The organism is Allobosea sp. P5_A5, assembly GCF_056400625.1.
Genome location: NZ_JBFUKY010000004.1, coordinates 123282 through 145328, shown reverse-complemented (window position 1 = coordinate 145328; position 22047 = coordinate 123282). Strand labels below are relative to the sequence as shown.

Genomic DNA, 22047 nt, shown 5'->3' with positions numbered 1-22047 from the left:
GATCGGTGCGCTCAGCGCTCGATCATCTTGTTCCAGCGGCTGTTCCAATCCGGGCGCTTGGCGTTGATCGCGTCCCAATCCAGCGTCACCGCCGTCTTCATATAGGTCTGAAAGGCCTCGAGCTTCTTCTCGGCCTGGGGGGTCGCGGCCTTCGCCTTGGTGTTCGAGGGCACGATGTTGCCCGCGGCCAGCGCCTTGGACTGCGCCTCCGGCGAAAGCAGATAGACGGCGAGCTTCTGCGACAGAACGGGCTCGCTGTTGTTGGCGATGACGCATTGCGCCACCATCAGCACGACCGAGCCTTCCTTGGGCTGGGCGTATTCGACCGGGATGCCCTTTTCCTGCAAAGCCGCGACAGCGGTCGGCGTGAGCGGAAAGATCGCGGCATCGCCCGTCTGCACCATCTCCGAGATCTTGGCGGAGTTCGGGATGAACTCGATGACGTTCTTGCCGATGGTGTCGCGGAACTTGGTGAAGCCCGGCTCGACATTGGCCTCGCTGCCGCCCTGGATGCGGTTGAACATCAGAAAGGCATGCAGGCCGAAGGACGACGCCGAGGCCGACTGGAAGACGACCTTGTCCTTGAATTTCGGGTCGGCGAAATCCATCCACGAGGTCGGGGCGGCCCAGCCCTTCTCGTCGAACATCTTCTTGTTGTAGGCGATGCCGGTCATGCCGAGGTCGACGCCGATGGCCTTGTCGTCCTTCATGCGCGTACCGGGCGCCAGATCCGCCAGCTCGGGGCCGGGCTTGACCGCCTCGCAAAGGCCGGCACCGATGGCGCGGACCATCACGCCGTCATCGAGAAACATCAGATGCATCTGCGGCTTGTCCTTGGCCGCGATCGCCTTGGCCAGAATGTCCGAAGAGGTGCCGGGCACGACCACGACCTTGACGTCGTTGGCTTTCTCGAAGTCCGGGAAGACGGCCTGGGTGAAGGTGCGCTCGTAGTTGCCGCCGTTCATGCCGACATAAAGCGTCTTGCTCTGGGCGAAGGCGCTGCCGGCAGTGGCCAGCGCGAGGGCGGCGACGCTGCCCGCCAGGACGTTGCGACGAATGCTCATGATGGAATTCCCCTGTTTTGCGGCTCTGACAGCGAACCCGCACCCGAGCCGTGGCTGGTGCGGTCGATACGGAAACGATCGATCGAAAAGGCCTCGATCGGCGTGGAGGTGCGGCCGTCGCGGATCAGCTCGGCCAGGACTTCGCCGACACCTGGCGCGATCTGGAAGCCGGCGCCGGTGAACCCGAAGGCGTGGAGCAGACCGGGCGTCGTGCCGCTGAAGCCGATGACGGGATTGCGGTCCGGCATCGCAGCCTCTGTCCCCGTCCAGAAGCGGATTGCCTGCGCGTGGCGCAAGGCCGGAAACATCTGCGCGGTGCGATTCATGATCGCCAGTGCGCCCTCGCCACTTGGGCGGGAGAAGTCGCCATCATCCAGTGGCAGGCCGCGTTCCCCGCCGACGACGCAGTTTCCGCGCTCGACCTGGCGGGCATAGATGCCGCCGCCTTCCATGCCGATATTGACGGTCATGACCGGAGGCATCGGCTCGGTGACGATGATCGACGGATAGATGCGGGATAGCGGCACGGGCTCATCGAAATCCGCCGCGAAGCGCCCGGCCCAGGCGCCGGCACTGTTGACGACGAAACGGGCCTTCAGGCTGATGCCGTTGCCCGCTTCGAGGGCGAAACCTGCGCCGTTGCGTGTCAGGCCGGTGACCGGAGTGTTTTCCAGCACATGCGCGCCCGCACGCCGCGCGGCGCTGGCGAAGCCGGCCGAAACGAGGCGCGGATTGGCGTGCCCGTCTCCGGCGCAAAGTGAGGCGCCGACGATGCCGGCCTCGATCCACGGAAAACGCTCGCGCAGCCCGTTATGGCTGATCAGCTCAAGGTCGAGTCCCTGATCGGCGATATCGGCGGCGTAGGCTTCCAGCGCCGCCATCTCGGCTTCGCTGCGAGCGAGCTTGAGATGGCCGGACCGCAGGAACTCGCCGTCGATGCCGACCAGCTCTTTCAGCCGGGGCCAGATCGCGTGGGCGCGCTGCGACAGCGGCAACTGCTCGCGCGGGCGCGCCTGCCGGCGCACGCCACCATAGTTCACGCCGCTGGCCTGCGCGCCGCAGAAGCCCTTGTCGAGCAGCGCCACGCTGAAGCCCATCCCGCGCAGGAACAGCGCGGCCGACGATCCGACCAGCCCGCCGCCGACAATGGCGACATCGATGTCGAGAGGCCGGCTCACTCGGCCGCCTCAGGCACCTTCGTGCCGGCAAACTGCATCGCAAGCGGGATCGGCTTCACCGGGGCCTGAGCCCGCAAGCGCCCGACCGTTTCGACCGGCTTGCCGGTCACGGCCGCCAGAACCTCGGCCGAGGCCGTCGCGCAAATTCTCCCTTGGCAGCGGCCCATGCCGACCCGGCTGACCGCCTTCAGGCGGTTGATCTCGCCGATGTCGAAGCGGCCGATGGCTTCACGCACGCTACCGGCCGTGATCTCCTCGCAGCGGCAGAGCGTGGTGGCATCGTCGATCGCCCCTGCCCAATGCGCGGGAAACGGGAAGGCGGCTTCGAGCACGCTGCGCTGGCGGCCGATACGGGCCAGCTCGGCTTCGAGCGCCGCGGCGCGGGCTATGTCGATGCGCAAGCCGCGATCCGCCAGCAAGGCCAGCGCGGCCCGCTCGCCAGCTCGCTCGGCCGCATCGGCCCCGGCGATGCCTGCTCCGTCGCCTGCGAGATAGACATTTGCCACGGAGGTTCGCCCGGCTGGATCGCGCATCGGCAGCCAGGCCCGGTCGCGCCGATCGAACGCGAAAGCGCAGCCGGCGAGGTCGGCGAGCTGCGTCTCCGAGCGGAGCGCGAGCCCATAGCCGACGCCGTCGCAGGCAAGGCGCCGCTCCTGCTTGCCCTCGCGCCAGGCGACGCCCGACACCTTGCCCTCACCGTCGAACCGCAGGTCCTCGATCCCCGTCCGGATCGCGACACCGCGCAGGCGCAGCTCCGCGACGAAACGCACGCCGCGCAGCACGACTGCCGGATCGAGCGGGAGCGCCTTCAGCAGGTTGAGCTTCGCGGCGGCAGGCGCAGAATCGAGCACCGCCGCGACCTCGACGCCGGCCTTCATGTATTGCCAGGCGACGAGATAGAGCAGCGGGCCGGAGCCGGTGAAGACCACACGGCTTCCGATGGCGCAACCCTGTGCCTTGAGCGCGACCTGCGAACCACCCAGCGTGAACACGCCGGGCAGCGTCCAACCGGGAACGGGCAGGACGCGATCGGTCGCGCCTGTGGCAAGGATGAGCCCGTCATAGGCGACCCGTCTCGTGGCGCCTCCGACCGCGAAATCAGCGGTGCCGTCGCGCAGGTTCCAGAGCAGCGCCTGCGGCCAATAGTCGATGCGCCCATCGAGCGCGGCGAAGTCGGCGTGCAAACGCTCCGCCTTGCTCGCCTCGGAGCCATAGAGCTGTTTCGTCGAGCGACCATCCTCGGCAAGCCGTTGACGATAAATCTGGCCGCCGCAGGCCACGGCCTCGTCGACGACGAGCGGGCGCAAACCTCCGGCCACAAGCGCCTCTGCGGCGCGGATGCCGGCCGGGCCGGCGCCGACGATCAGAGGCTGCGGACGGGTGCTCACGAAGTCCGCCCCGTGCCGGTGACGATCCGCATGCCGCCCACGAGCGGCGTGGTGCAGGCACGCAGGCTTTCGCCGGCTTCGGTCCGCACCCAGCAATCCTGACAGGCACCCATCTGGCAGAAACCGGCGCGTGGCTCGCCCGTGAACTCGGTGCGGCGCAAGGCCTCTTTACGATTGAGGATCGCGCTCAGCAGCGTGTCGCCGGTCCGGCCTTCGCAAGGAGCGCCGTCGAGCGTGAAGGCGATGGCCGGATGATCCTGACGGGCGATGCGGTGGAGCAACGGCATCGGCGTCACTTCTCGCCGACGAGGATCTTGTCGAGGCCGAAGGCGCGGTCGAGCACCAGCATGGCGCCGGCCGTCAGCGCGATCATCAAGGCCGAGACCGCCGCCATCATCGGATCGATCGATTCGGTCGCGTACATGTACATCCGCACCGGCAGCGTCACCGTCTGCGGCGACGTCACGAAGATCGACATGGTGAGCTCGTCGAAGCTGTTGATGAAGGCCAGCAGCCAGCCGCCGGTGATACCGGGCAGGATCATCGGCGCGGTGATGCGCCGGAACACCGTCCAATGCGAAGCTCCCAGCGTCATCGCCGCCTGTTCGGCGCTGCGGTCCATGCCGGTGAAGGCCGCCATGACGAGACGCATCACATAGGGCGTGACGATGATGACGTGGCTGACGACCAGCCATGCGAAGGAGCCGGTCGCGCCGGCGAGCGCGAAAAGCCGCAGGAACGCCACGCCGAGCACCAGATGCGGGATGATTAGCGGCGAGAGGAAGAGCCCGTTCAGCGCGGCGCGGCCGGGGAAATCGTAACGATCGATGGCGAGTGCGGCCGGCACCGCCAGCAGGATCGCGATCGTCGCGGAGAATGTCGCCAGCCACAGGCTGTTGTAGAAGGAGGGCACGAAATCGGGATGGGCAAAGATCGCCTTGAACCAGCGCAGCGAGAAGCTGGTCGTCGGGATCGAGAGCGTGTTCTCCGGCGTGAACGCCACGAGGCAGACCACGACGAGAGGCGCCAGCACGAAGGCGACGACGAGGCTGTGGAAGAGGAGTGCGACAGGGCCGTTCTTCTGCATGGCGTCAGCCCAGAGCCCGGCGGGCGCGCGTCTCGACGAGACGGTTGTAGCCCAGCATGATGATGAGATTGGCAGCCAACACGATGATCGCGATCGTGGCGCCGAGCGGCCAGTTCAGCTCGGACATGTACTCGTCGTAGACGACGGTCGCCGCCATCTTCAAACGCCTGCCGCCGAGCAGGCCTGGGATGGCAAAGGCGCTGGCCGAGAGGCCGAAGACGATCAGGCTGCCGGACAAAAGGCCGAGCGAGACCTGCGGCATGACGATCCGCCGCAGCGCCGTGAAGCGCGAGGCGCCGAGCGTCAGCGCCGCCGCCTCGACCGCCGGATCGAGCTTCTGCAGCGCGGTCCAGACCGAAATGACCATGAAGGGCAGCATCACGTGGACCAGCGCGATCACGATCGCGGTCTCGGTGTAGAGCAGGCGCACGCTGTCGAAGCCGAGCGCGCGCAAGGTCTGGTTGATCAGGCCGGTCGAGCCCAGCAGCATGCTCCAGCCGAAGGCGCGGACCACGACCGAGACCAGCAGCGGGCCGATGATGACCAGCAGGAAGACGGACCGCCAGGGATCGCCCATGCGCGAAAGGACATAGGCTTCCGGCGCGCCGATCGCGGCGCAGATCAACGTCGTCAGCAGCGCGACGCGCAGCGTGCGCAAAAAGATCGACAGGTAGTAGTCGTCGCTGAAGACGCGCCAGTAGTTCCCGGCGGTGAAGCTGTCCTGGATGCCGGTGGTGTGGTCATAGGCGTGGAAGGACAGGACCACCGTCAGCACCAGCGGCAGCACGACCAGCCCGAGGAAGAGCAGCGTCGCCGGCGATACGAGGAACCAGGGTGTCAGCGTCCGCCGCGCGCTCATGCGGAGGCTCCGGTCGCAGCCGCCTCGACGGTCGCGCTCTCCATCGGCCAGGCCAGCGAAACCGCAGCGCCTTCCGCGACCGGCTCGGCGCCGTGGTTCGGGACAGAGACCAGAACGGCCCCAGCCAGCGTCTCGACGTTGAACAGCCAATAGCTGCCGAAGAAGAAGCGGTTCGTCACGGTGCCGTCGAAAAGGCCCTGCCCAGGTGCGCCGAGCACGATCTTCTCGGGCCTGACCGCCACGGTCACGCCGGCGCCTTCCGGCAGCGCACCGGCCGCCTCGGCCGGCAGACCAAGCCCTGCGATCTCGGCGCGTCCCCCACGCCAGAGTGCGTCAATGCGGTTCATCTTGCCGACGAAGGACGAGATGAAGGCGGTGGCCGGGCGCTCATAGAGCCGATAGGGCGCGTCGACCTGCGTCATGCGCCCCTGCTCCATCACGACGACGCGGTCGCTGATCGAAAGCGCCTCGGCCTGGTCGTGCGTGACCATGATGGTGGTGGTGCCGACGCTGCGCTGGATGCGGCGCAGCTCGAACTGCATCTCCTCGCGGAGCTTGGCGTCGAGGTTCGACAGCGGCTCGTCGAGCAGGAGCACCGGCGGCGTGATAACGAGCGCACGCGCAATCGCGACGCGCTGGCGCTGTCCGCCCGAGAGCTGGCGCGGATAGCGCTCGGCAAAGGCCGCGAGATGGACCAGCCCGAGCATCTCCTTGACGCGCCGGTCCCGCTCCGCCCTGGCGATCTTGCGCATTTCCAGCCCGAAGGCGACGTTCTGCGCCACCGTCATATGCGGGAAGAGCGCATAGCTCTGGAAGACGATACCCAGCCCGCGCCGGCTCGGCGCCTCGCGGGTGATGTCTCGCCCATCCAAGGTGATCTTGCCACCCGAGGGCTCGACCAGCCCGGCGATCATCTGCAACGTCGTGGTCTTGCCGCATCCGGAGGGGCCCAGCAGCGAGACGAACTCACCCTTGGCGACGCTGAGATCGACGTCGCGTACGGCGGTGAAGTCGCCGAAGACCTTGCTCAGGGAGTGCAGCGTGAGGAAGCCCATCAACACCTCGATCGGCGGGCTTCCCGCGTCTCTGGAAAGCCGAACTGCGATGGAATGAAAGGAGAGGCGACCGACACAAATTCGTCAATCTTCAATTCCGCGACGGAGAATTTCATTCGCCAGAATTTCTCTCTGTAGAATTTTTAAGCCCGATGCTACGTCTTGTTTCAAGATGTCAGCCAGGATCGATCTCCTCTCCTCCACTCGTCGCGCGCTCGGTCTGCTACGTATCATCGCGGCAGGCGACGCTTCTGGCATGCGTTTGAAAGACATCGCGGAAGCGGCTGGATGCAGCCAGCCGACTGGCCACCGCGCGCTCCGCGACCTCATGGCCGAGGGCTTCGTCGAGCAGGCCGCCGGGGGTAAGCGCTACCGTCTGGCGCTGGATTTCTTCGTGATCGCGGCCAAGGCCGGCCAGGCCGGGGGCTTGCGCGAGCTGGCGCGCCCGGCCCTGCTGCGGCTTTCGGCGACGCTGAGCGACACGATCTTCCTGCTCGTGCGCAATGGCTATGACGCGGTCTGTCTCGACCGCATCGAAGGCCCCTTTCCGATCCGCTCCTTCACCGGCGATATCGGCGGCAAGGTGCCGCTCGGCATCGGACAGGGCAGCCTCGCCATGTTGGCGCACCTGCCGGAGGCCGAGCGCGAAGCCGTGATCCGGTTCAACATGCCGCGCCTGCTCGACCGTGGCTTTTTCGACGAGGCTGCCTTGCGCAGCGCCATCGCGGCGGCCCGCGCGCAGGGTTGGGTCAACCTCAACACAGGTCTCATTCCCGGCATGGCCGGCGTCGCCGTGCCGATCTTCGATGCGCAGGGCCGGGTCGTGGCGGCGCTCAGCGTCGGCACGCTGGCGGAACGGCTGCGGGAAGACCGGCTGCCGAACGTGGTCGCGATGCTATCGAACGAGGCACGCGTGCTAGGAGCAGCGCTCAACCCGTTCGATGTCGCCCTGCGCTATCCCTCGCGCAGCCTCAGCACGGCGGCGAACTGAGCGGACAGGCGTAGGACCTTCACGAGGGTTGCGCGGACCGGGCATGTCGCCGAACCGCTTGTCTCGTGGCGTCGAAACCGTGATGACGGTCGGCCCCGCCTCTGAACGGTAACCGAACATGACCGAAGCCAAGCCCGCCCCGCGCATCGCCATCACCTATTGTTCGATGTGCAACTGGATGCTGCGCTCCGCCTGGCTCGGGCAGGAGCTGCTCTCGACCTTCGGGCAGGATCTTGGCGAAGTCGCCCTGATCCCGCGTACAGGCGGCATCTTCCAGATCACCTATGAGGGCGAGATGATCTGGGACCGCAAGGTCGACGGCGGCTTCCCGGATTCGAAGGTGCTGAAGCAGCGCGTCCGCGACCGGCTCGACCCCGAACGCAGCCTCGGCCATGTCGACGGGCATGTGATGAGCGCGGAGGCGGAGAGTTGAGAGCGACTGCTCGCCATATCGTCATTGCGAGCGCAGCGAAGCAATCCAGGGGACTGGGCTAAACGCATCGCCCGGCTCCCCCTGGATTGCTTCGTCGCTACGCTCCTCGCAATGACGGCATGACGCGATGTCTCATGCCGCTGTTCGGACGTTTACGTACTGCCGCGTCGCAGCGACCCACGCGCTAAACCGCGCCTTAGGATCGGCGTTCAAGGTAATGTCCGTCACCGCCGCGACGATGTCCGCGCCGGCCTCGAAAACACCGGGCGCACGCTCCAGCGATACGCCTCCGATCCCCACCAGCGGCAGATCGCCGATCCGGCGTTTCCACTCTCCCAATCGCTCCAGCCCTTGCGGACCGAAGCGCATCGTCTTGAGGATCGTCGCATAGATCGGCCCCAGCGCCACATAGTCCGGCTCGAGCGCGAGCGCCCGTTCCAGTTCAGCCTCATCATGGCTGCTGATGCCGAGTTTCAGGCCGGCCTTGCGGATGGCCGCGAGATCGGCGGTGTCGAGATCCTCCTGGCCGAGGTGAAGCCAGTCGCAGCCTTCCTCGATCGCGAGCTTCCAATAGTCGTTGACCACCAGCACGCAGCCGGCCTCGGCACAGAGGGTTCTGGCGCGGGCGATCTCGCGAGCGACCTCCTGTTCCGGCCTATCCTTCACCCGCAGCTGCACCAGCTTCATGCCGAGCGGCAGCATCCGCGCGATCCAGTCGGCGCTGTCGAAGATCGGGTAGAACGGATCAAGCGTCATAGCGGCGGCTTCTCTCAAGCGAGGCAGGTATTTTCAAGCAAGGCAGGCGATCTTCAAGCAGGGAAAGACATTTTCAGGCGAGGAACGCCTTGCCCATCACCGGGGTCGAGGGCGCGGCCATGTCGCGGGCTTCCATCGGCTGGGCCTCGAAAGCGAGCCTGCCGGCGCGGATGGCAAGCGCAAAGGCCTCTGCCATCGCCGCCGGGTCCCCTGCCTTGGCGACGGCAGTGTTGAGCAGGATGCCGTCATAACCCATCTCGATCGCCTGGGCGGCATGGGACGGCAGGCCGATGCCGGCATCGACCACGAGCGGGATGCCCGGAAAATGCTGGCGCATGCTGCGCAGGCCATAGGGGTTGTTCAGCCCGCGTCCCGAGCCGATCGGCGCGCCCCAGGGCATCAACACCTTGCAGCCGGCATCGAGTAGACGCCCGCCGACGACGAGATCCTCTGTCGTATAGGGAAAGACCTTGAAGCCGTCGTCGCTGAGGACGCGCGCGGCCTCGACCAGCGCGATCACATCGGGCTGCAGGGTGTCGTCCTCGCCGATGACTTCGAGCTTGATCCAGTCGGTATCGAAGACCTCGCGCGCCATCTGTGCGGTCGTCACCGCCTCCTTGACCGTATGGCAGCCGGCCGTGTTGGGCAGCACCTTGACGCCGAGCTCGCGGATCAAGCCCCAGAAGGCCTGTCCCGCCCCGCCCCCGGCCGATTCCCGCCGCAGCGACACCGTGACGATTTCGGCGCCCGAGCGCTTCACGGCCTCGGCCAGGATCGCCGGCGAAGGGTAGAGCGCCGTGCCGAGGAACAGCGGATTTTGCGGCTCGAAGCCGTAGAACGATGCCATCTCAGCCCCCCTGCATCGGTGCGACGACTTCGATGCGATCGCCTTCGCTCAGCGCGATCTCGCCCCGCTTGCGCGCCGGCACGAAGTCACCATTGACGGCGGTCGCGACGATCCGGCCGGCATAACCCAATTCCGCCAGAGCCTCCGCCAGCGTCGTCGCGGCGACCTGCTGCGGCGCGCCGTTAAGCAGCAAGGTCATGCAGCATCTCCGATCTGGTTTGCGGGTGCAGCACGGCATCCGCCGCCATCCGCGCCATGGCGGGGCTCAGCAGGAAGCCGTGGCGGTAAAGCCCGTTGACATGGAGCACCTTCCCCCGGCGCACCAGACGCGGCAGGTTGTCGGGGAAAGCGGGGCGCGCGTCGGTGCCGATCTCGACAATCTCGGCCTCCGCGAAAGCCGGGTGCAGCGCATACGCCGCGCCGAGCAGTTCAAGCATCGAACGGGCCGAGATGCGCTTCCGAGCGCCGCTCTCGATCATCGTCGCGCCGACCATGAAATGTCCGCCGCGACGCGGCACGATATAGAGCGGGATGCGCGGATGCAGCAGCCGGACCGGCCGCGCGAGCGAAATCTCGTCACTTTTCAGAACCAGCATCTCGCCCTTCACGCCCCGCAGATCCCGGAGTGTCTCGCGCGCCGCCAGGCCGCGACAGTCGAGAACCGCCTCGGCCTCGACGTCGACCGGCTCGACCTGGCTCCCGAACCGGATCTCCCCACCTTTGGCCAGCACCTTGGCGCCGAGAGAGGCGATCGCTCGGCGCGGATCGAGATGCGCCTCGTCGCCGAAGAACAGCGCTCGCGAGAAGCGGCCGGCCAGATCGGGCTCCAGCGCGGCGACGGCCTCGGCGTCGATCTCGACAAAGCGATCCGTGCGCTGGCCGAAGCGGCGCAGTTCGGAACGATCCCTGCTCGGCGCGACGACCAGCGTGCCCTGGCTGACCACCTCATCGGTGTGTCGCGCCCACCAGCCCGCCGCCTCCTGCCCGAGCCGCACGACCGGCTCCTCGGCGCTCTCCCCTTCGCACCAGGGCGCCAGCATGCCACCGGCGAACCAGGAGCAGGCTTCGGCTCCGATGCGGGAGCCGCGCTCGTGCACCGTCACGCTCGCGCCCCGTTCGAGCAGCTCGACCGCGCAAGCCAGGCCGACGACGCCGGCGCCGACGATCGCGACTTGAAGGCTTCCTGACTTCGTCGAGGACACGCGCATTCCTTCATGGAAGCCGAGAAGACAGCGGCCTTAAGGCGCGATGCAGAGCCCTGCAGCGGAAGACCGTTCCCTTCGCCGGCATGACCCGGATCAGGTTCGATGGGTTGACGCCAATCGCGTCTCTCAGCCTCGCGGCACCCCAACGGACGAACTCAATCTAGGTGCGGGGCTCGCGCACGGCAAGCCAATGGCGCGCTTTCCGACAATGATCGGTGCGGCGTACGGGCTGCGCGGTCGAGCACCGCGCAGCCCGCCGGTCGAGAAGGTCGGGCGCCTCGGGCCTTGCCTAGAAACCTTCCCTGGACCGCTCCGCCGGCCTTTCCCACGCTTGCACGCCCTAATTGACGGAAAATGACGCTTCACGCCGCCGCCATGACGACGATGGGATTTCTCCGCCGAAAATGACGGCCGAGGCTTGTCAAAGGCGGGCGCGATCAGGCATAGACCTCTCGCCGGAGACGTGGCCGAGAGGCTGAAGGCACTCGTTTGCTAAATGAGCATACCCCACAAGGGTATCGAGGGTTCGAATCCCTCCGTCTCCGCCACTCGCCCCCATAAGCGTTTGCTTCGATTGCTTAATCAACGATCGAAGATGCTGGTTACATCCGCTGCCACTCCAGCAGATAACCCAGCATGAGGGCCGCCTGGCTAGCCGGGCACGCCTTTAGCGTGGCAACGCACATCCGAATCGCGCCAGGAGCCTCCGTCACAGTCGACAATCCCAGGCATGGGCCTGCTGACTCCTCACGATCACACGCTGATCATGATCGACTTCCATCGCAGATGGCGCAGCGGATGATCCAGGCCGGCGCTCGCCCGATGACCTCGCTGCAATATCTGCCAAATTGCAACGCGCCTGGGCCCGCACCGCGACCTATGAGATGACTGGCGGGATCACCAGGACCGTCGGCGGCGCCTACGGCCTCGGCATCAGTTACGCTAAGATGATGTTCGGCGCCTTCGAAAGGCACTGATCGGCGATCGCCGTTTCCTGCCCGACCGGCTCCAGATGCCTCCAACTCAGGATTGCCAGCATGCCCACCATCACGACCAAGGACGGCGTTGCCATCTTCTTCAAGGACTGGGGTCCGAAGAACGCGCAGCCGATCGTCTTCCATCACGGCTGGCCCCTGTCGGCCGACGACTGGGACACGCAGATGCTGTTCTTTCTCCAGAACGGCTATCGCGTCGTGGCCCATGACCGGCGCGGCCACGGCCGCTCGGCACAGGTCAGCGACGGCCATGATATGGATCACTATGCGGCAGACGCCTTCACCGTGGTCGAGCATCTCGATCTCAGGAACGCCGTCCATATCGGCCACTCGACCGGCGGCGGCGAGGTCGCCCGCTACGTTGCGAAACACGGGCAGCCCGCCGGCCGCGTCGCCAAGGCGGTGCTGGTCAGCGCCGTTCCGCCTCTGATGCTCAAGACCGCCACGAATACGGATGGCGTACCGCTCGAAGTCTTCGACGGCTTTCGCAAGGGCACAGCCGAAATGCGGGCACAGCTGTTTCAGGACGTCGCCGCAGGCCCGTTCTACGGCTTCAACCGCGAGGGGGCGACGGTCTCTCAGGGCGTGATCCAGAATTGGTGGCGTCAGGGCATGATGGGCAGCGCCAAGGCCCATTTCGACGGCATCAAGGCCTTCTCGGAGACCGACCAGAGCGAAGATCTCAAGGCGATCACGGTGCCGACGCTGGTCCTGCATGGCGACGACGACCAGGTCGTCCCGATCGCCAATGCCGCGCTGAAATCGATCAAGCTGCTCAGGAACGGCACGCTCAAGGTCTATCAGGGCTATCCGCACGGGATGCTGACCACCCATGCCGATGTGATCAATCCCGACCTGCTCGCCTTCATCAAGAGCTGAGCCCTGGCGAGGCAGCCCCGTCGGCTGTCTCGCGCCCTTCATCGCAACCCGGATGCCGACCTCGTCGTACTCGACCGCGACTACATCTCGGTGCCCGAAGATGAGATCCAGGACATCGAAAGCGTGCTGACCCTACTAGGCGGCAGGGTTGTATCCGGCGCGAACGATATCGCGCCGCTGGGCCCGCCACTGCTGCCGGCCATGCCGGCCTCGATCGGTTTCGACGTCACGATTCACGGCGCCACTTCCCGTATAGCGTTGATAAGCAGTCCGAACGTGTTGCTGCTTTGGCCACGGCTGACCGGGTCGAAAGCGAAGGAGACGAGACAACCCTCGCCATAGGGTTCTCGAACGGCAAGAACCGCGCCCTGAAGACGTTCCTGGCCCATCGCCAGCCCACTAAGGAGGCTGGTCGGATCCGTGAAGCTGGCGAGCGGTTCCGCCCCCCCAGGCTCGAAACAACGGCCGATGAAAGTGACGTTCAAGGTTTTCGCAAGCCCCTCCGTCAGGGGATGGATATGCGTCGTGGCCCGCATGATGGACTTGCCGAACATCGGCCTCGCCTGCCCTTCGGGCGAGGCAAAGCTCCGCGGCCTGACAGATGATCGAAGCGGCGTGAGCCATTCGGTCGCGGAACCGACCAGAATGACTGACCCGCCTGCCTTGGCGAAGATTGATACCTTCTCGATCGCCTCGGGGCCGATGGAACCGACCATGTGGTGGCAAGCCGGGTCGACATGGGCGAGCGGCGGGTCTGGAAAGTGTTGTCCGGCTGCGGGCGGATGAAAGCCGACAGGCGCGCGACCGTCCGGGATCAGCAAGACGTCCACGTTTCGCAGCCGATCTGCCTGCGTCAGATCGCGCGGGAATAGCGTTTGGTGTGCGATGCCCTCCCGATCGAGCAGCCAGCGTGTCCAGCCGGCGTTAGACAATCCACCGAAGACATCGACGATCCCGACAGTGACGGCGGAGATCTTATCGGGCATTGCGGATCTCGCCGCGTCGGAGGTTTGCCTCAGCGATCGCGGATCAAGCGGTACAGCTGCGGGCACCACGCCATCGCGGATGCGACGGAAGCTCAGTCCCATCTGCAAGGTGAGCGTCTGGCCGGCACCGTATTGGGCAGGCGACCCGCCCTCCGACAGCGCAAACGAAACCGGATAGAATTGCGGCTCGAAGGCATTCCAGATGATGCCGCGCTTGCTCTGCGCGGCGCTGACGATCACCGAGCCGGGCGGAAGGTCCTTGTTATCGACCGTGACGGCAACTGTCGTGCTCCCGAGCGCAACGCCGTTCGACGCCAAAGCTTCGCAGAAATCCGCCAGGGACCGGCTGTCGTTTCCGGCCTGAGGCAGAATATAGGCGATAGCATCGCGCCGTGCGGGCGCGCGCAGGATTGCGTCGAAGATGTCGCGACGCACCATGGTGCCACCACGCAGATTGCCGGTCGTCACGCCGGCAGCGCGGTCATGCTCGTCGAGGATGCCGGGCCCGCCGGCGGCCGCGCTCGCCGCAGCCATCGCTTCGACGGCATCTGACTGCGTCGTCCAGGAAGGCTGTGTCCCGGCCATGATCGACGCCCGGTTCGCCGCGAGGACCGTCGCCAACAGACGGTCGCGGTTCCGGCAGACCCAATCGAGAACGCCGAAATAGGCGGTCATCTGGTAGGCGAGCCCATCCCTGGCATGCCATATCCGCGGCTCGATCGGGCGCGGCAGGGCCATTTGAGGAAGCTGCTTGTCGACGACGACGGGGATGCGTTGCGGATGCGGCGTGCCGATCACTTCGGTGTGGAAGGTGACCACGTTGTGCAGCGGGCACGGAAGCATCCCGAAGGCCCATTGCTGGTATTCGGCGACCTGCCCGTAATAGCTGCCGGCTTTTCCCTCGCCCAGCAGCCGGCCATGTAGCGACAGCCCGATCTCGCTGGTCATCGTGACGAGGCTTGCGTCGACGCCGGGGCTGAGCGGTTCCTTATAGGGCGGCAGATACATCGCCACGCCGAGCGGGCCGGTCTGGTGTGCATCGAGAATGACCTGCGGGCAGCAGGTCCCATAGAGCACGCGGTTGATGCTGCGCGTCTCAGGCAGCCGGGCGGCGAGAAAGTCGCGGTTGTTGTCCGACCCCGAATAGGCCGGCTTCATCAGCGGTAAGACACTGCGAAGCTCGACGGCGCGATCCGACGGTTTGGCCGGTTTCATATAGTTCCGCGCCGCATATTCGTGGCCGTCGGGATTCCCGTGCCCGATCACGACGACGATGTCGCGCAGCCACTGTTCGATTTCTCCATCCGCCGGCAGGCATAGCCGGTAGGACAGTTCAAACAGCGATTCCGAGGTCACGACCTCGCTGGTGTGGACGCCCGCGCCCAGATAGACGACCGCCGGGCCATCGACCAACGCGGATTTGCAGGCAGCGTCCGCATCCGGATAGGCGATGGCGCGTGCGTGCGCCAAAATCTCGTCCAGCCGGCCCATATTCGCCTCGCTGGAAACGAGCGCGAACTCATGCGGCAGGCCATCCGAGGTGGTGCCGATCTCGATGATTTTCAGGCGCGGCGAGGCATCGGCCAGTGCGCGCCAATAGGCGCGCAGCCGTTCATAACCTGCCAGATGGAAATCGGAGCAGATGTCGAAGCCGAGGAAATCCTTCGGGCTCGGAACCGCAGCAGGCATATCTCAATCCCCAGACAGATCGTGGCGGTCTTCGCTGACCGCTCGGCGTCAGCTTTGCCGGCGCGGGTTCAGCACATCTCGCAGGTGATCGCCGACGAGGTTGATCGCGACCACGGTCACGAGCAAGGCGAGGCCCGGGTAGAAGCTGATCCAGAACTTGCCGGAGAGCATGTACTGATAGCCATTGGCGATGAGCAGCCCGAGGCTAGGCTCCGTCACGGGCACGCCGAGGCCGAGGAAGGACAGGGTCGCCTCCAGCGCGATTGCCCGCGCCACCTGCACGGTGACGATGACCATCAGCGGCGGCAGGCAATTCGGCAGCAGGTGGCGGAACAGGATGCGGGTCGGGGACGCGCCCATCGCAAGCGCGGCCTCGACATATTCCTTGCGCTTCTCGACCAAAGCGCTGGCGCGGGCGGTGCGGGCATAGGTCGCCCATTCGACGATGATGAGCGCCAGCACGACATTGACGATGCCCTTGCCGAGGAAGGCCAGGATCATCAGCGCGATCAGGATCGTCGGAAATGAGAGCTGCAGGTCAACGAGCCGCATCAGCGCGGCCTCGAGCTTGCCGCCGACATAGGCCGCGACCAGGCCCAGAGTAGCGCCGATCGCGGCGGCGGCGATCGCCGAGGCGAAACCGACGCCGAGCGAGATGCGCAGGCCGTAGAGGATGCCGGAAAGCATGTCGCGGCCCTGATCGTCGGTACCGAGCCAGTAGACCATCCCGGTCGGCGATTTGGCGCCCGGCTCCAGCCGGCCATCCATGATGTCCAGCTGCATCAGGTCGTAGGGGTTCTGCGGCGCGATCAATGGAGCGAAAAGGGCTAGCAAGACGATGCAGACGAGCACGGCCAGGCCGACCATCGCGGTCGGCGAGGATCGGAAGGCCCGCCAGAATCGCCGCAGCGGCGTCTCCGGCACCACGGCGTGAGAGGTTGCGATCATCGTCATTTGTCCATCCGGACACGGGGATCGAGCGCCGTGTAGAGCGCGTCGACGATGAGATTGATCATTACGAACATCAGCACCACGATCATCAGGTAGGCGACGATCATCGGACGATCGAGCACTTGGATGCTGTCGATGATGAGCTTGCCCATGCCGGGCCAGGCGAAGATCGTCTCGGTGACGACCGAGAAGGCGATAAGCGAGCCGAATTCGAGCCCGATGATGGTAACCACCGGGATCAGGATGTTCTTCAGCAGATGCACGAAGATGACCCGCTTCTCGTCCAACCCCTTGGCGCGGGCGGTGCGGATATAGTCCTGCTGGACGATTTCCTGGGTTTCCGCCCGCACCAGCCGCATCACCAGCGAGATCTTGAACAGAGCGAGATTGAGCGCCGGTAGCAGCATGTGATGCAGGCCGTCCAGCGTGAGAAAGGACCAGGCCACGCCAAACACGGCACGCGTCTCGCCGCGCCCGCCCGAGGGCATCCAGCCGAGCTGCACGGCGAAGATCATGATCAGGAGGAGTCCGACCCAGAAGCCCGGCAGCGAGAAGCCAAGGATCGAGCCGGTCATGATCACCTTGGACAGGCGAGAATGCGGCCGGACGCCGGCATAGAGGCCGAGCGGGATGCCGATTGTGATCGCCAGCAGCATGGCCGCGACCGCCAACTCCAGCGTCGCCGGCATGCGCTGAAGGATGACCTTCAGGGCCGGCTCGTTATAAACGAAGCTACGGCCGAGATCGCCGTGCAGCGCGCCGCCGAGAAAGGCGAAATATTGTTGCCACAAAGGCTTGTCGAGCCCAAAAGCCGCAATCGCGCGCAGGCGTTCGGCCTGGTCGGCCTCGGGCGAGATCAGCACCTCGACGGGATCGCCGATGACATGAATCCCGACGAACACGATGACGGTCATCGCCAGAACCACGAAGACCGCCTGAGCGATTCGAACGAAAGCCCAGCCGGTCACGCGCGCACCTCCAGGCTCGGATCGGCGACCGACGGATGGCGGACGCGGTCGAGGGCCTCGATCAAAGGCCGCACGGTGGCCAGCGTCTCCAGGGAGGCGACGGCTGCAATGATCGCCTCGGCCTCCGGCCCCGCGACCTGAGCGCGAAACTTGTTTTGCGCATCGTCATCGGTCCAGCGCCGCTCATGGCGCGCGACGGCGGCTGTGTCGAGATCGGTCGTCAGCGAGAAGGCGTCGCGCGTCGTGGTGACGGTCACGCTGCTCGGCTTGCGCCGCAGGGGCAAAACCCGGCCGCCCGCCGCATGGGGATTATGCTCCGCGACAGTGACCTTCCGGCGCAGCGCGCGAACGTCGTCGCGCCGGTTCGTTTCGTCCGACAGCCAGTCCGGGCCGCCGGGAATTCCCAGGCACAGCATGGCGAAGGCATGGGGAAAGCTGAACTGACGGCTGGCGAAAGTGGAAGGATTCTGATTGGCGAAGCGCGCCGATGTCGCCGCAGCCCCCGTCGTTACATGGATCGCTTTGATTTCCGCCGGCTGGATCGCATGCGCGGCGAGCAGGTCGGTAAGGTTGGTCATGGCGGGGAGCAGCATGCCGCAGCACGGCCAGTCTTTGTAGACAATGCCAGAGATGGCCCAGCTCTCGCCCCAGGACGCCGTCAGGCGCTGCAGGAGCGCGTTCGGTGCCGACAACATGCGGAAGAAGCCGTTGTCGCCATCGACCAGATTGACCAAGGCGGTCGAGCCGGCCTCCGCCGCAAGAACGCCTCCGATGCCGGCCAGCGCACACCATCCGGTATCGCAGTATTTCGTGTCCGGGAGATCGACTGCCAGATTCCATTTGGCGCCGATCGGAATCGGCGCATTGGACAGCGCATGGGCATAGGCCTGCGCGCCGTCCGCAGGCGCGAGAGCCCGCAAACGTGCGCCGGCGCCGACCGACGCCATCACCACCGGGGCGGCGATGCCCCAGACCGGCGCGAAGACCTGCCGGCCCTCGGCGTCCGTGACGTAATAGCTGCCGATCGCGGCCGAAAGTCGCGCGGCCAGCTCGTAACCGGTCGCGATCGCAAGCAGCAGATCGGCCCCGGAGGTCTCGTGGATGCGCGCCAGCGCCAGCGTCGCGGCGACGGCGCCGCAACCGAAATGGGCGCCGGCACAGCCTTCCTCGAAGTCCATCGCATCGCCGAGCCGCGCCATCAGATAGGTCTCGCCCATCAGCGATGCACGGCCCTCGCCATGGCCCATGCCCGCCGCGATCCGAGCGGTGACGGTGCCGACGCTAGTCGCTCGCGCGGCCACGATGCAAGCCAGCATGTCGAGCAGCATCCGCTTCGTCTCGGCGCGAACGCTTTCGGGAATGTCCTCCAGCGCCAGCGCCGAGGCGCCGGCCGCCAGCGCCTCCAGCCCGGTCATGCCACCGGCTCGGCGTAGAAAGCGCTCGTCCGGGACATCGGATTGGCCTTGTAACGGACGACGCTCTTGCGGGTTGCCCAATTTGCGCGGGTGTAGAAGATCGGGATCATCCCGGCATCGTCGTTCAGGACCTTGAGCGCCTGGTCGATCAGCGCCTGCCGCTTCGCCGCGTCCATTGTCCGCAGCGCCTCGCTTCCGAGCTCGTCCACCTTCGCGTTCGAATAGGCCGCCCGGTTCGAGCTGCCGAGCCCGCGCTTGGGATCGGGCGTCATCACAAGCGACCGCAACGTGATCAGCGCATAGGGCGAGTTGAAGCCAGACATGAAGGCCGAATAAGCGCGAGCCGAGGCCTTTGACAGGAACGGCGCCATCGGAGCCGTCTCCACCGTGGTGCGGATGCCGATACGGGTCAGCCCCTGCGCCAGCGCCTGCAGGACCGCCGTGTCGTTGGCGAACTGGCCGTTCGGGCCATGGATGGTGAGCTGGAAGCCCTCGGGATAGCCCGCCGCCTTCAACAGTTCCCTGGCTTTGGCGAGATCGACCGGAAGCGGCGGCCATCCGCGCGCATGGTCGGGGGCGGCCGTGCTGATGAGTTGGTTGGCCGGGGTGCCTTGTCCGGACATCAGCCGGTCGACGATCGCCTGCCGGTCGAAGGCGAGCGCGATCGCCTGGCGGACGCGGAGGTCGGCGAGCGGATTCTTCGCCAGCGGCATGCCGGCGTTGTCGAAGGCGAAGGGCGTCGTCTCTCTGGTCGTATCGAGCGCCAGATAGACGGAGAGATAGGCCGCCGTGCCGGCGATCTCGATCTTCGGATCGCTTTGGAGCTTGGTCACGTCCTGCACCGGTACGCCGTCGATAATGTCGGCGTCACCCGTCGACAGGGCCGCCACGCGAGCGCCGGGGTCGCTGAGATAGCGCATGACGAGGAGATCCCAACCCGGCTTGCCACCCCAGAAATCGGAGTTGGCGACGAGCTCGAGCCGCTCGCCGGGAGCGAAGCTGCGATAGCGATAGGGTCCCGTCCCGATAGCAAGCGGGCCTGCCGTCATCGCGGCCGTCGTCGCCTCGGCGTGCAGCTTTCGCGAGAGCATGCAGACCGGACAGAGCTTGTAGGCGAAGATCGGATCGGGCTCGCGCGTCTTGATCCGCACCGTCGCCCGATCGACGATTTCGACGCCGACGATGTCTCGGACATTCGAGATGAAGGAGGCGACGCTGTTCGGGATGTTGCCCGCACGCTTGAAGCTGAATTCGATGTCCTCGGGCTCGAACGGCGTTCCGTCATGGAACTTGACGCCCTCACGCAGTTTGAGCTCCCAGGTCGTGTCGTCCAGTGCCGTCCAGCTCGTCGCCAGCCCGGGAACGAGCCCGCCCGTCTGATCCTGGCTGATCAAGGGGCTGTAGATATGCAGCAAGGCCTGCGCGCTGGTGAAAGCGTCGTGGAAATGCGGGTCGAGCGAGGTCGGCCCCGTGGTCAGCGCCATCCGCAGCGTCCGGTCGGCCGCGTGCACCTGCCGCACCGGCAGCGCGAAGGCCATGCCGCCTGCCATCAATCCCAAACAGGCCCTGCGATCCATGTCACTCTCTCCCGCTTCGCGTGGCTTTCTCGGCACCTGTCGTGCTCTGGAGATCGCCGTTGTTCGGCTGCCGTCAGTTTCGCAAGCTGAGCGGCGCGTTCATTTGCCGATCCGATAACCCGAGCGTTCGAGGTCGAACGCATTGTCCACGCCGCGCGACAGGTCGCTCTTCTTGATCCGCTGCGTCGGCGTCTTGGGAAATTCCTCGATGCGCTCGATGTAGCGAGGGATCTGGAAATAGGGCATCCGGCTTTCGCACCACTTGATCAGGTCGAGCGGATCGGGCTCGCGCCCTCCGATAGGCCGGACAAACAGCTTCAGGTCGTCATCGCCCATCTCGCTGGGCACGCCGACCAACGCGCACTCCTCGATGTCGTCATGCGTCAGCAGGATGCGCTCGACCTCCCAGGCCGAGATGTTGACGCCGCGGCGCCGGACGCTGTCCTTCTTGCGGCCCGCATAGAACAGGAAGCCGTCCTCATCGCGCCGGGCCACGTCTCCGGTGGAGAACCAGCCATCCTTCATCAGAGCAGCGCTCGCTTCCGGCATGCGGAAATAGCCGATGAAGGACAGCCCCGTCTCCAGAGGCCGTACGGCGATCTCACCCGTCTCGCCGACCGGCACCTCGGCGCCATCCTCGTCGCGCAGCACGACCTCGTAGAATGGCAGAGCGCGTCCGCAGGAACCGACGCGCCCCTCGGGATTGATGGTCACGAAGGTCGTCATCTCGGAGAGCCCATAGCCCTCGTGCAGCGGAATGCCGAAACGATCCTCGAAGGCCTTCCAGACATCGAGCGGACAGCCGCCGCCCCAAGCCATGCGCACCTTGTGATCGCTGTCGCGGCCGCTCGCCGGCTGCTTCAGCAGCAGCGGCAGCACGCCGCCGAGGTAGTGGATGTGTGTGACATCGTAATGCCGCACCTGATTCCAGAATTGGGAGGCGCTGAACCGATCGACCTGCGCCAGCGTCAGCGGCATCATCAAGGCGGCGATGAGCACCGAAACGCCCGCGCCATGATGCAGAGGCTCCCAGAGCAGGAAGACGTCGCCAGCCTTGGCGCCGGTCAGGGCGAGAGTGCCCATCGGACCCGCCCGCATGCTGCGATCCGTTTTCAGAACGCCCTTGGGTTCGCCGGTCGTGCCCGAACTCGGGGTGATCGCGATGACGTCGTCGGGCCCGACGACGACGTCAGGCGCGGCCGGGCTCGCGGCGGCGATCACGCCAGCGAAACCGGCGGGCTCGTCGCCGCCGCGCCACAGCACGGACAAGCCCGGCAAACGCGCGGTGGCGGGAGCCAGCACGGCAGCATGGTCGCGGTCGGCGATGAGCCAGTGCGGTTCGAAGCGGTCGAAGACGAAATCGAGCGCCGCGCCTTTGAGGTGAACATTCACCGGGATGCGAACGAGGCCGGCCTTGGCCAGCGCGAAGATGGTGACGATGTGGTCGGGATGGCTCGGCAGCATGACCGCGACACGGTTGCAGGGCTTCGCGCCGGCATCGAGCATGGCGTTGGCCAGGCGGTTGATGCGCTCGTTCAGCGCGCCGATCGTGAAGCTGTCCTCGCCGAAGCGGCAATAGACATGGTCTGGATCGCTCGCGGCGCGTCGGTCCCAAAGTGTGGAAATCGTGACGTCGTCGGTCTTCATCGGGCCTGTCCAAACTGGGCACGAGGGGCGGTTCGCACGTTGCTAAACGCAATCCGGTAAATCGAATAGCAATAACA

General features: G+C 66.0%; 20 protein-coding genes, 1 tRNA gene, 1 pseudogene and 1 riboswitch. Of the genes and pseudogenes, 5 read left to right on the top strand and 17 right to left on the bottom strand.

The window, feature by feature from the left end:
- Positions 1 to 11: 11 nt before the first annotated feature.
- From AC1DR6_RS10345 to AC1DR6_RS10315, 7 genes are read right to left on the bottom strand one after another with little or no spacing between them, the layout of a single operon-like run.
- A complete protein-coding gene (locus AC1DR6_RS10345; RefSeq protein WP_476829135.1) occupies positions 12 to 1064 on the bottom strand; it encodes an extracellular solute-binding protein in 1053 nt (350 codons plus the stop codon).
- Entirely contained in the window at positions 1061 to 2242 is a 1182-nt protein-coding gene (locus tag AC1DR6_RS10340) for an NAD(P)/FAD-dependent oxidoreductase (RefSeq protein WP_476829134.1), read from the bottom strand. Before AC1DR6_RS10340 ends, AC1DR6_RS10345 begins: the two co-directional genes overlap by 4 nt.
- Positions 2239 to 3630, bottom strand: a complete 1392-nt coding sequence (locus tag AC1DR6_RS10335) for an FAD/NAD(P)-dependent oxidoreductase (protein ID WP_476829133.1) — start codon at positions 3628 to 3630, stop codon at positions 2239 to 2241. The genes AC1DR6_RS10340 and AC1DR6_RS10335 overlap by 4 nt, the downstream gene beginning before the upstream one ends.
- The gene (locus AC1DR6_RS10330; RefSeq protein WP_476829132.1) at positions 3627 to 3917 is read right to left on the bottom strand and encodes a (2Fe-2S)-binding protein; all 291 of its coding nucleotides are present in this window, start codon (positions 3915 to 3917) and stop codon (positions 3627 to 3629) included. The genes AC1DR6_RS10335 and AC1DR6_RS10330 overlap by 4 nt, the downstream gene beginning before the upstream one ends.
- A gap of 5 nt (positions 3918 to 3922) precedes the next feature.
- Positions 3923 to 4717, bottom strand: a complete 795-nt coding sequence (locus AC1DR6_RS10325; protein WP_476829131.1) for an ABC transporter permease — start codon at positions 4715 to 4717, stop codon at positions 3923 to 3925.
- Between the two features lie 4 nt (positions 4718 to 4721).
- Positions 4722 to 5576: an ABC transporter permease gene (locus AC1DR6_RS10320; RefSeq protein ID WP_476829130.1), complete on the bottom strand. Its 855-nt coding sequence runs from the start codon at positions 5574 to 5576 to the stop codon at positions 4722 to 4724.
- Complete coding sequence (locus tag AC1DR6_RS10315; RefSeq protein WP_476829129.1) at positions 5573 to 6631, bottom strand: ABC transporter ATP-binding protein; 1059 nt, start codon at positions 6629 to 6631, stop codon at positions 5573 to 5575. Before AC1DR6_RS10315 ends, AC1DR6_RS10320 begins: the two co-directional genes overlap by 4 nt.
- Positions 6632 to 6803: 172 nt before the next feature.
- On the opposite strand from AC1DR6_RS10315, the gene AC1DR6_RS10310 reads away from it, so the two are divergent.
- Both AC1DR6_RS10310 and AC1DR6_RS10305 read left to right on the top strand, forming a co-directional pair.
- Entirely contained in the window at positions 6804 to 7622 is an 819-nt protein-coding gene (locus tag AC1DR6_RS10310) for an IclR family transcriptional regulator (protein ID WP_476829128.1), read from the top strand.
- Between the two features lie 118 nt (positions 7623 to 7740).
- The gene (locus tag AC1DR6_RS10305) at positions 7741 to 8055 is read left to right on the top strand and encodes an Rdx family protein (RefSeq protein WP_476829127.1); all 315 of its coding nucleotides are present in this window, start codon (positions 7741 to 7743) and stop codon (positions 8053 to 8055) included.
- A gap of 132 nt (positions 8056 to 8187) precedes the next feature.
- On the opposite strand, the gene AC1DR6_RS10300 is transcribed toward AC1DR6_RS10305, so the two are convergent.
- The 4 genes from AC1DR6_RS10300 to thiO form a co-directional block, all read right to left on the bottom strand.
- On the bottom strand, positions 8188 to 8811 hold the full coding sequence (locus tag AC1DR6_RS10300) for a thiamine phosphate synthase (protein ID WP_476829126.1): 624 nt from the start codon (positions 8809 to 8811) through the stop codon (positions 8188 to 8190).
- A gap of 73 nt (positions 8812 to 8884) precedes the next feature.
- Positions 8885 to 9658, bottom strand: coding sequence for a thiazole synthase (locus AC1DR6_RS10295; RefSeq protein ID WP_476829125.1), 774 nt, complete (start codon positions 9656 to 9658; stop codon positions 8885 to 8887).
- A gap of 1 nt (position 9659) precedes the next feature.
- On the bottom strand, positions 9660 to 9857 hold the full coding sequence (thiS, locus tag AC1DR6_RS10290; protein ID WP_476829124.1) for a sulfur carrier protein ThiS: 198 nt from the start codon (positions 9855 to 9857) through the stop codon (positions 9660 to 9662).
- Positions 9841 to 10860, bottom strand: coding sequence for a glycine oxidase ThiO (gene thiO / locus AC1DR6_RS10285; protein ID WP_476829123.1), 1020 nt, complete (start codon positions 10858 to 10860; stop codon positions 9841 to 9843). The genes thiS and thiO overlap by 17 nt, the downstream gene beginning before the upstream one ends.
- A 56-nt stretch (positions 10861 to 10916) precedes the next feature.
- A riboswitch (TPP riboswitch) is annotated at positions 10917 to 11018 on the bottom strand.
- Positions 11019 to 11320: 302 nt separating this feature from the next.
- Here thiO and AC1DR6_RS10280 point away from each other — a divergent pair.
- The 3 genes and pseudogenes from AC1DR6_RS10280 to AC1DR6_RS10270 all read left to right on the top strand — a co-directional run bounded on the left by AC1DR6_RS10280 (position 11321) and on the right by AC1DR6_RS10270 (position 12737).
- Positions 11321 to 11411: transfer RNA gene (locus tag AC1DR6_RS10280), tRNA-Ser, on the top strand.
- Between the two features lie 247 nt (positions 11412 to 11658).
- A pseudogene (locus AC1DR6_RS10275) lies at positions 11659 to 11840 on the top strand (hydrolase); the annotation flags it as partial.
- Positions 11841 to 11900: 60 nt separating this feature from the next.
- Positions 11901 to 12737, top strand: a complete 837-nt coding sequence (locus AC1DR6_RS10270; protein WP_476829122.1) for an alpha/beta fold hydrolase — start codon at positions 11901 to 11903, stop codon at positions 12735 to 12737.
- Positions 12738 to 12970: 233 nt separating this feature from the next.
- Here AC1DR6_RS10270 and AC1DR6_RS10265 read toward each other — a convergent pair whose 3' ends face one another.
- From AC1DR6_RS10265 to AC1DR6_RS10240, 6 genes are all read right to left on the bottom strand, one after another.
- On the bottom strand, positions 12971 to 15412 hold the full coding sequence (locus AC1DR6_RS10265) for a M14 family zinc carboxypeptidase (protein WP_476829121.1): 2442 nt from the start codon (positions 15410 to 15412) through the stop codon (positions 12971 to 12973).
- A gap of 48 nt (positions 15413 to 15460) precedes the next feature.
- On the bottom strand, positions 15461 to 16360 hold the full coding sequence (locus AC1DR6_RS10260) for an ABC transporter permease (RefSeq protein WP_476829374.1): 900 nt from the start codon (positions 16358 to 16360) through the stop codon (positions 15461 to 15463).
- 2 nt (positions 16361 to 16362) lie between these two features.
- Positions 16363 to 17331, bottom strand: coding sequence for an ABC transporter permease (locus tag AC1DR6_RS10255; RefSeq protein WP_476829120.1), 969 nt, complete (start codon positions 17329 to 17331; stop codon positions 16363 to 16365).
- Complete coding sequence (locus tag AC1DR6_RS10250; RefSeq protein ID WP_476829119.1) at positions 17328 to 18746, bottom strand: MmgE/PrpD family protein; 1419 nt, start codon at positions 18744 to 18746, stop codon at positions 17328 to 17330. Before AC1DR6_RS10250 ends, AC1DR6_RS10255 begins: the two co-directional genes overlap by 4 nt.
- Complete coding sequence (locus tag AC1DR6_RS10245; RefSeq protein WP_476829118.1) at positions 18743 to 20323, bottom strand: ABC transporter substrate-binding protein; 1581 nt, start codon at positions 20321 to 20323, stop codon at positions 18743 to 18745. The genes AC1DR6_RS10250 and AC1DR6_RS10245 overlap by 4 nt, the downstream gene beginning before the upstream one ends.
- A 99-nt stretch (positions 20324 to 20422) precedes the next feature.
- On the bottom strand, positions 20423 to 21970 hold the full coding sequence (locus tag AC1DR6_RS10240; protein ID WP_476829117.1) for an AMP-binding protein: 1548 nt from the start codon (positions 21968 to 21970) through the stop codon (positions 20423 to 20425).
- Between the last annotated feature and the right edge of the window lie 77 nt (positions 21971 to 22047).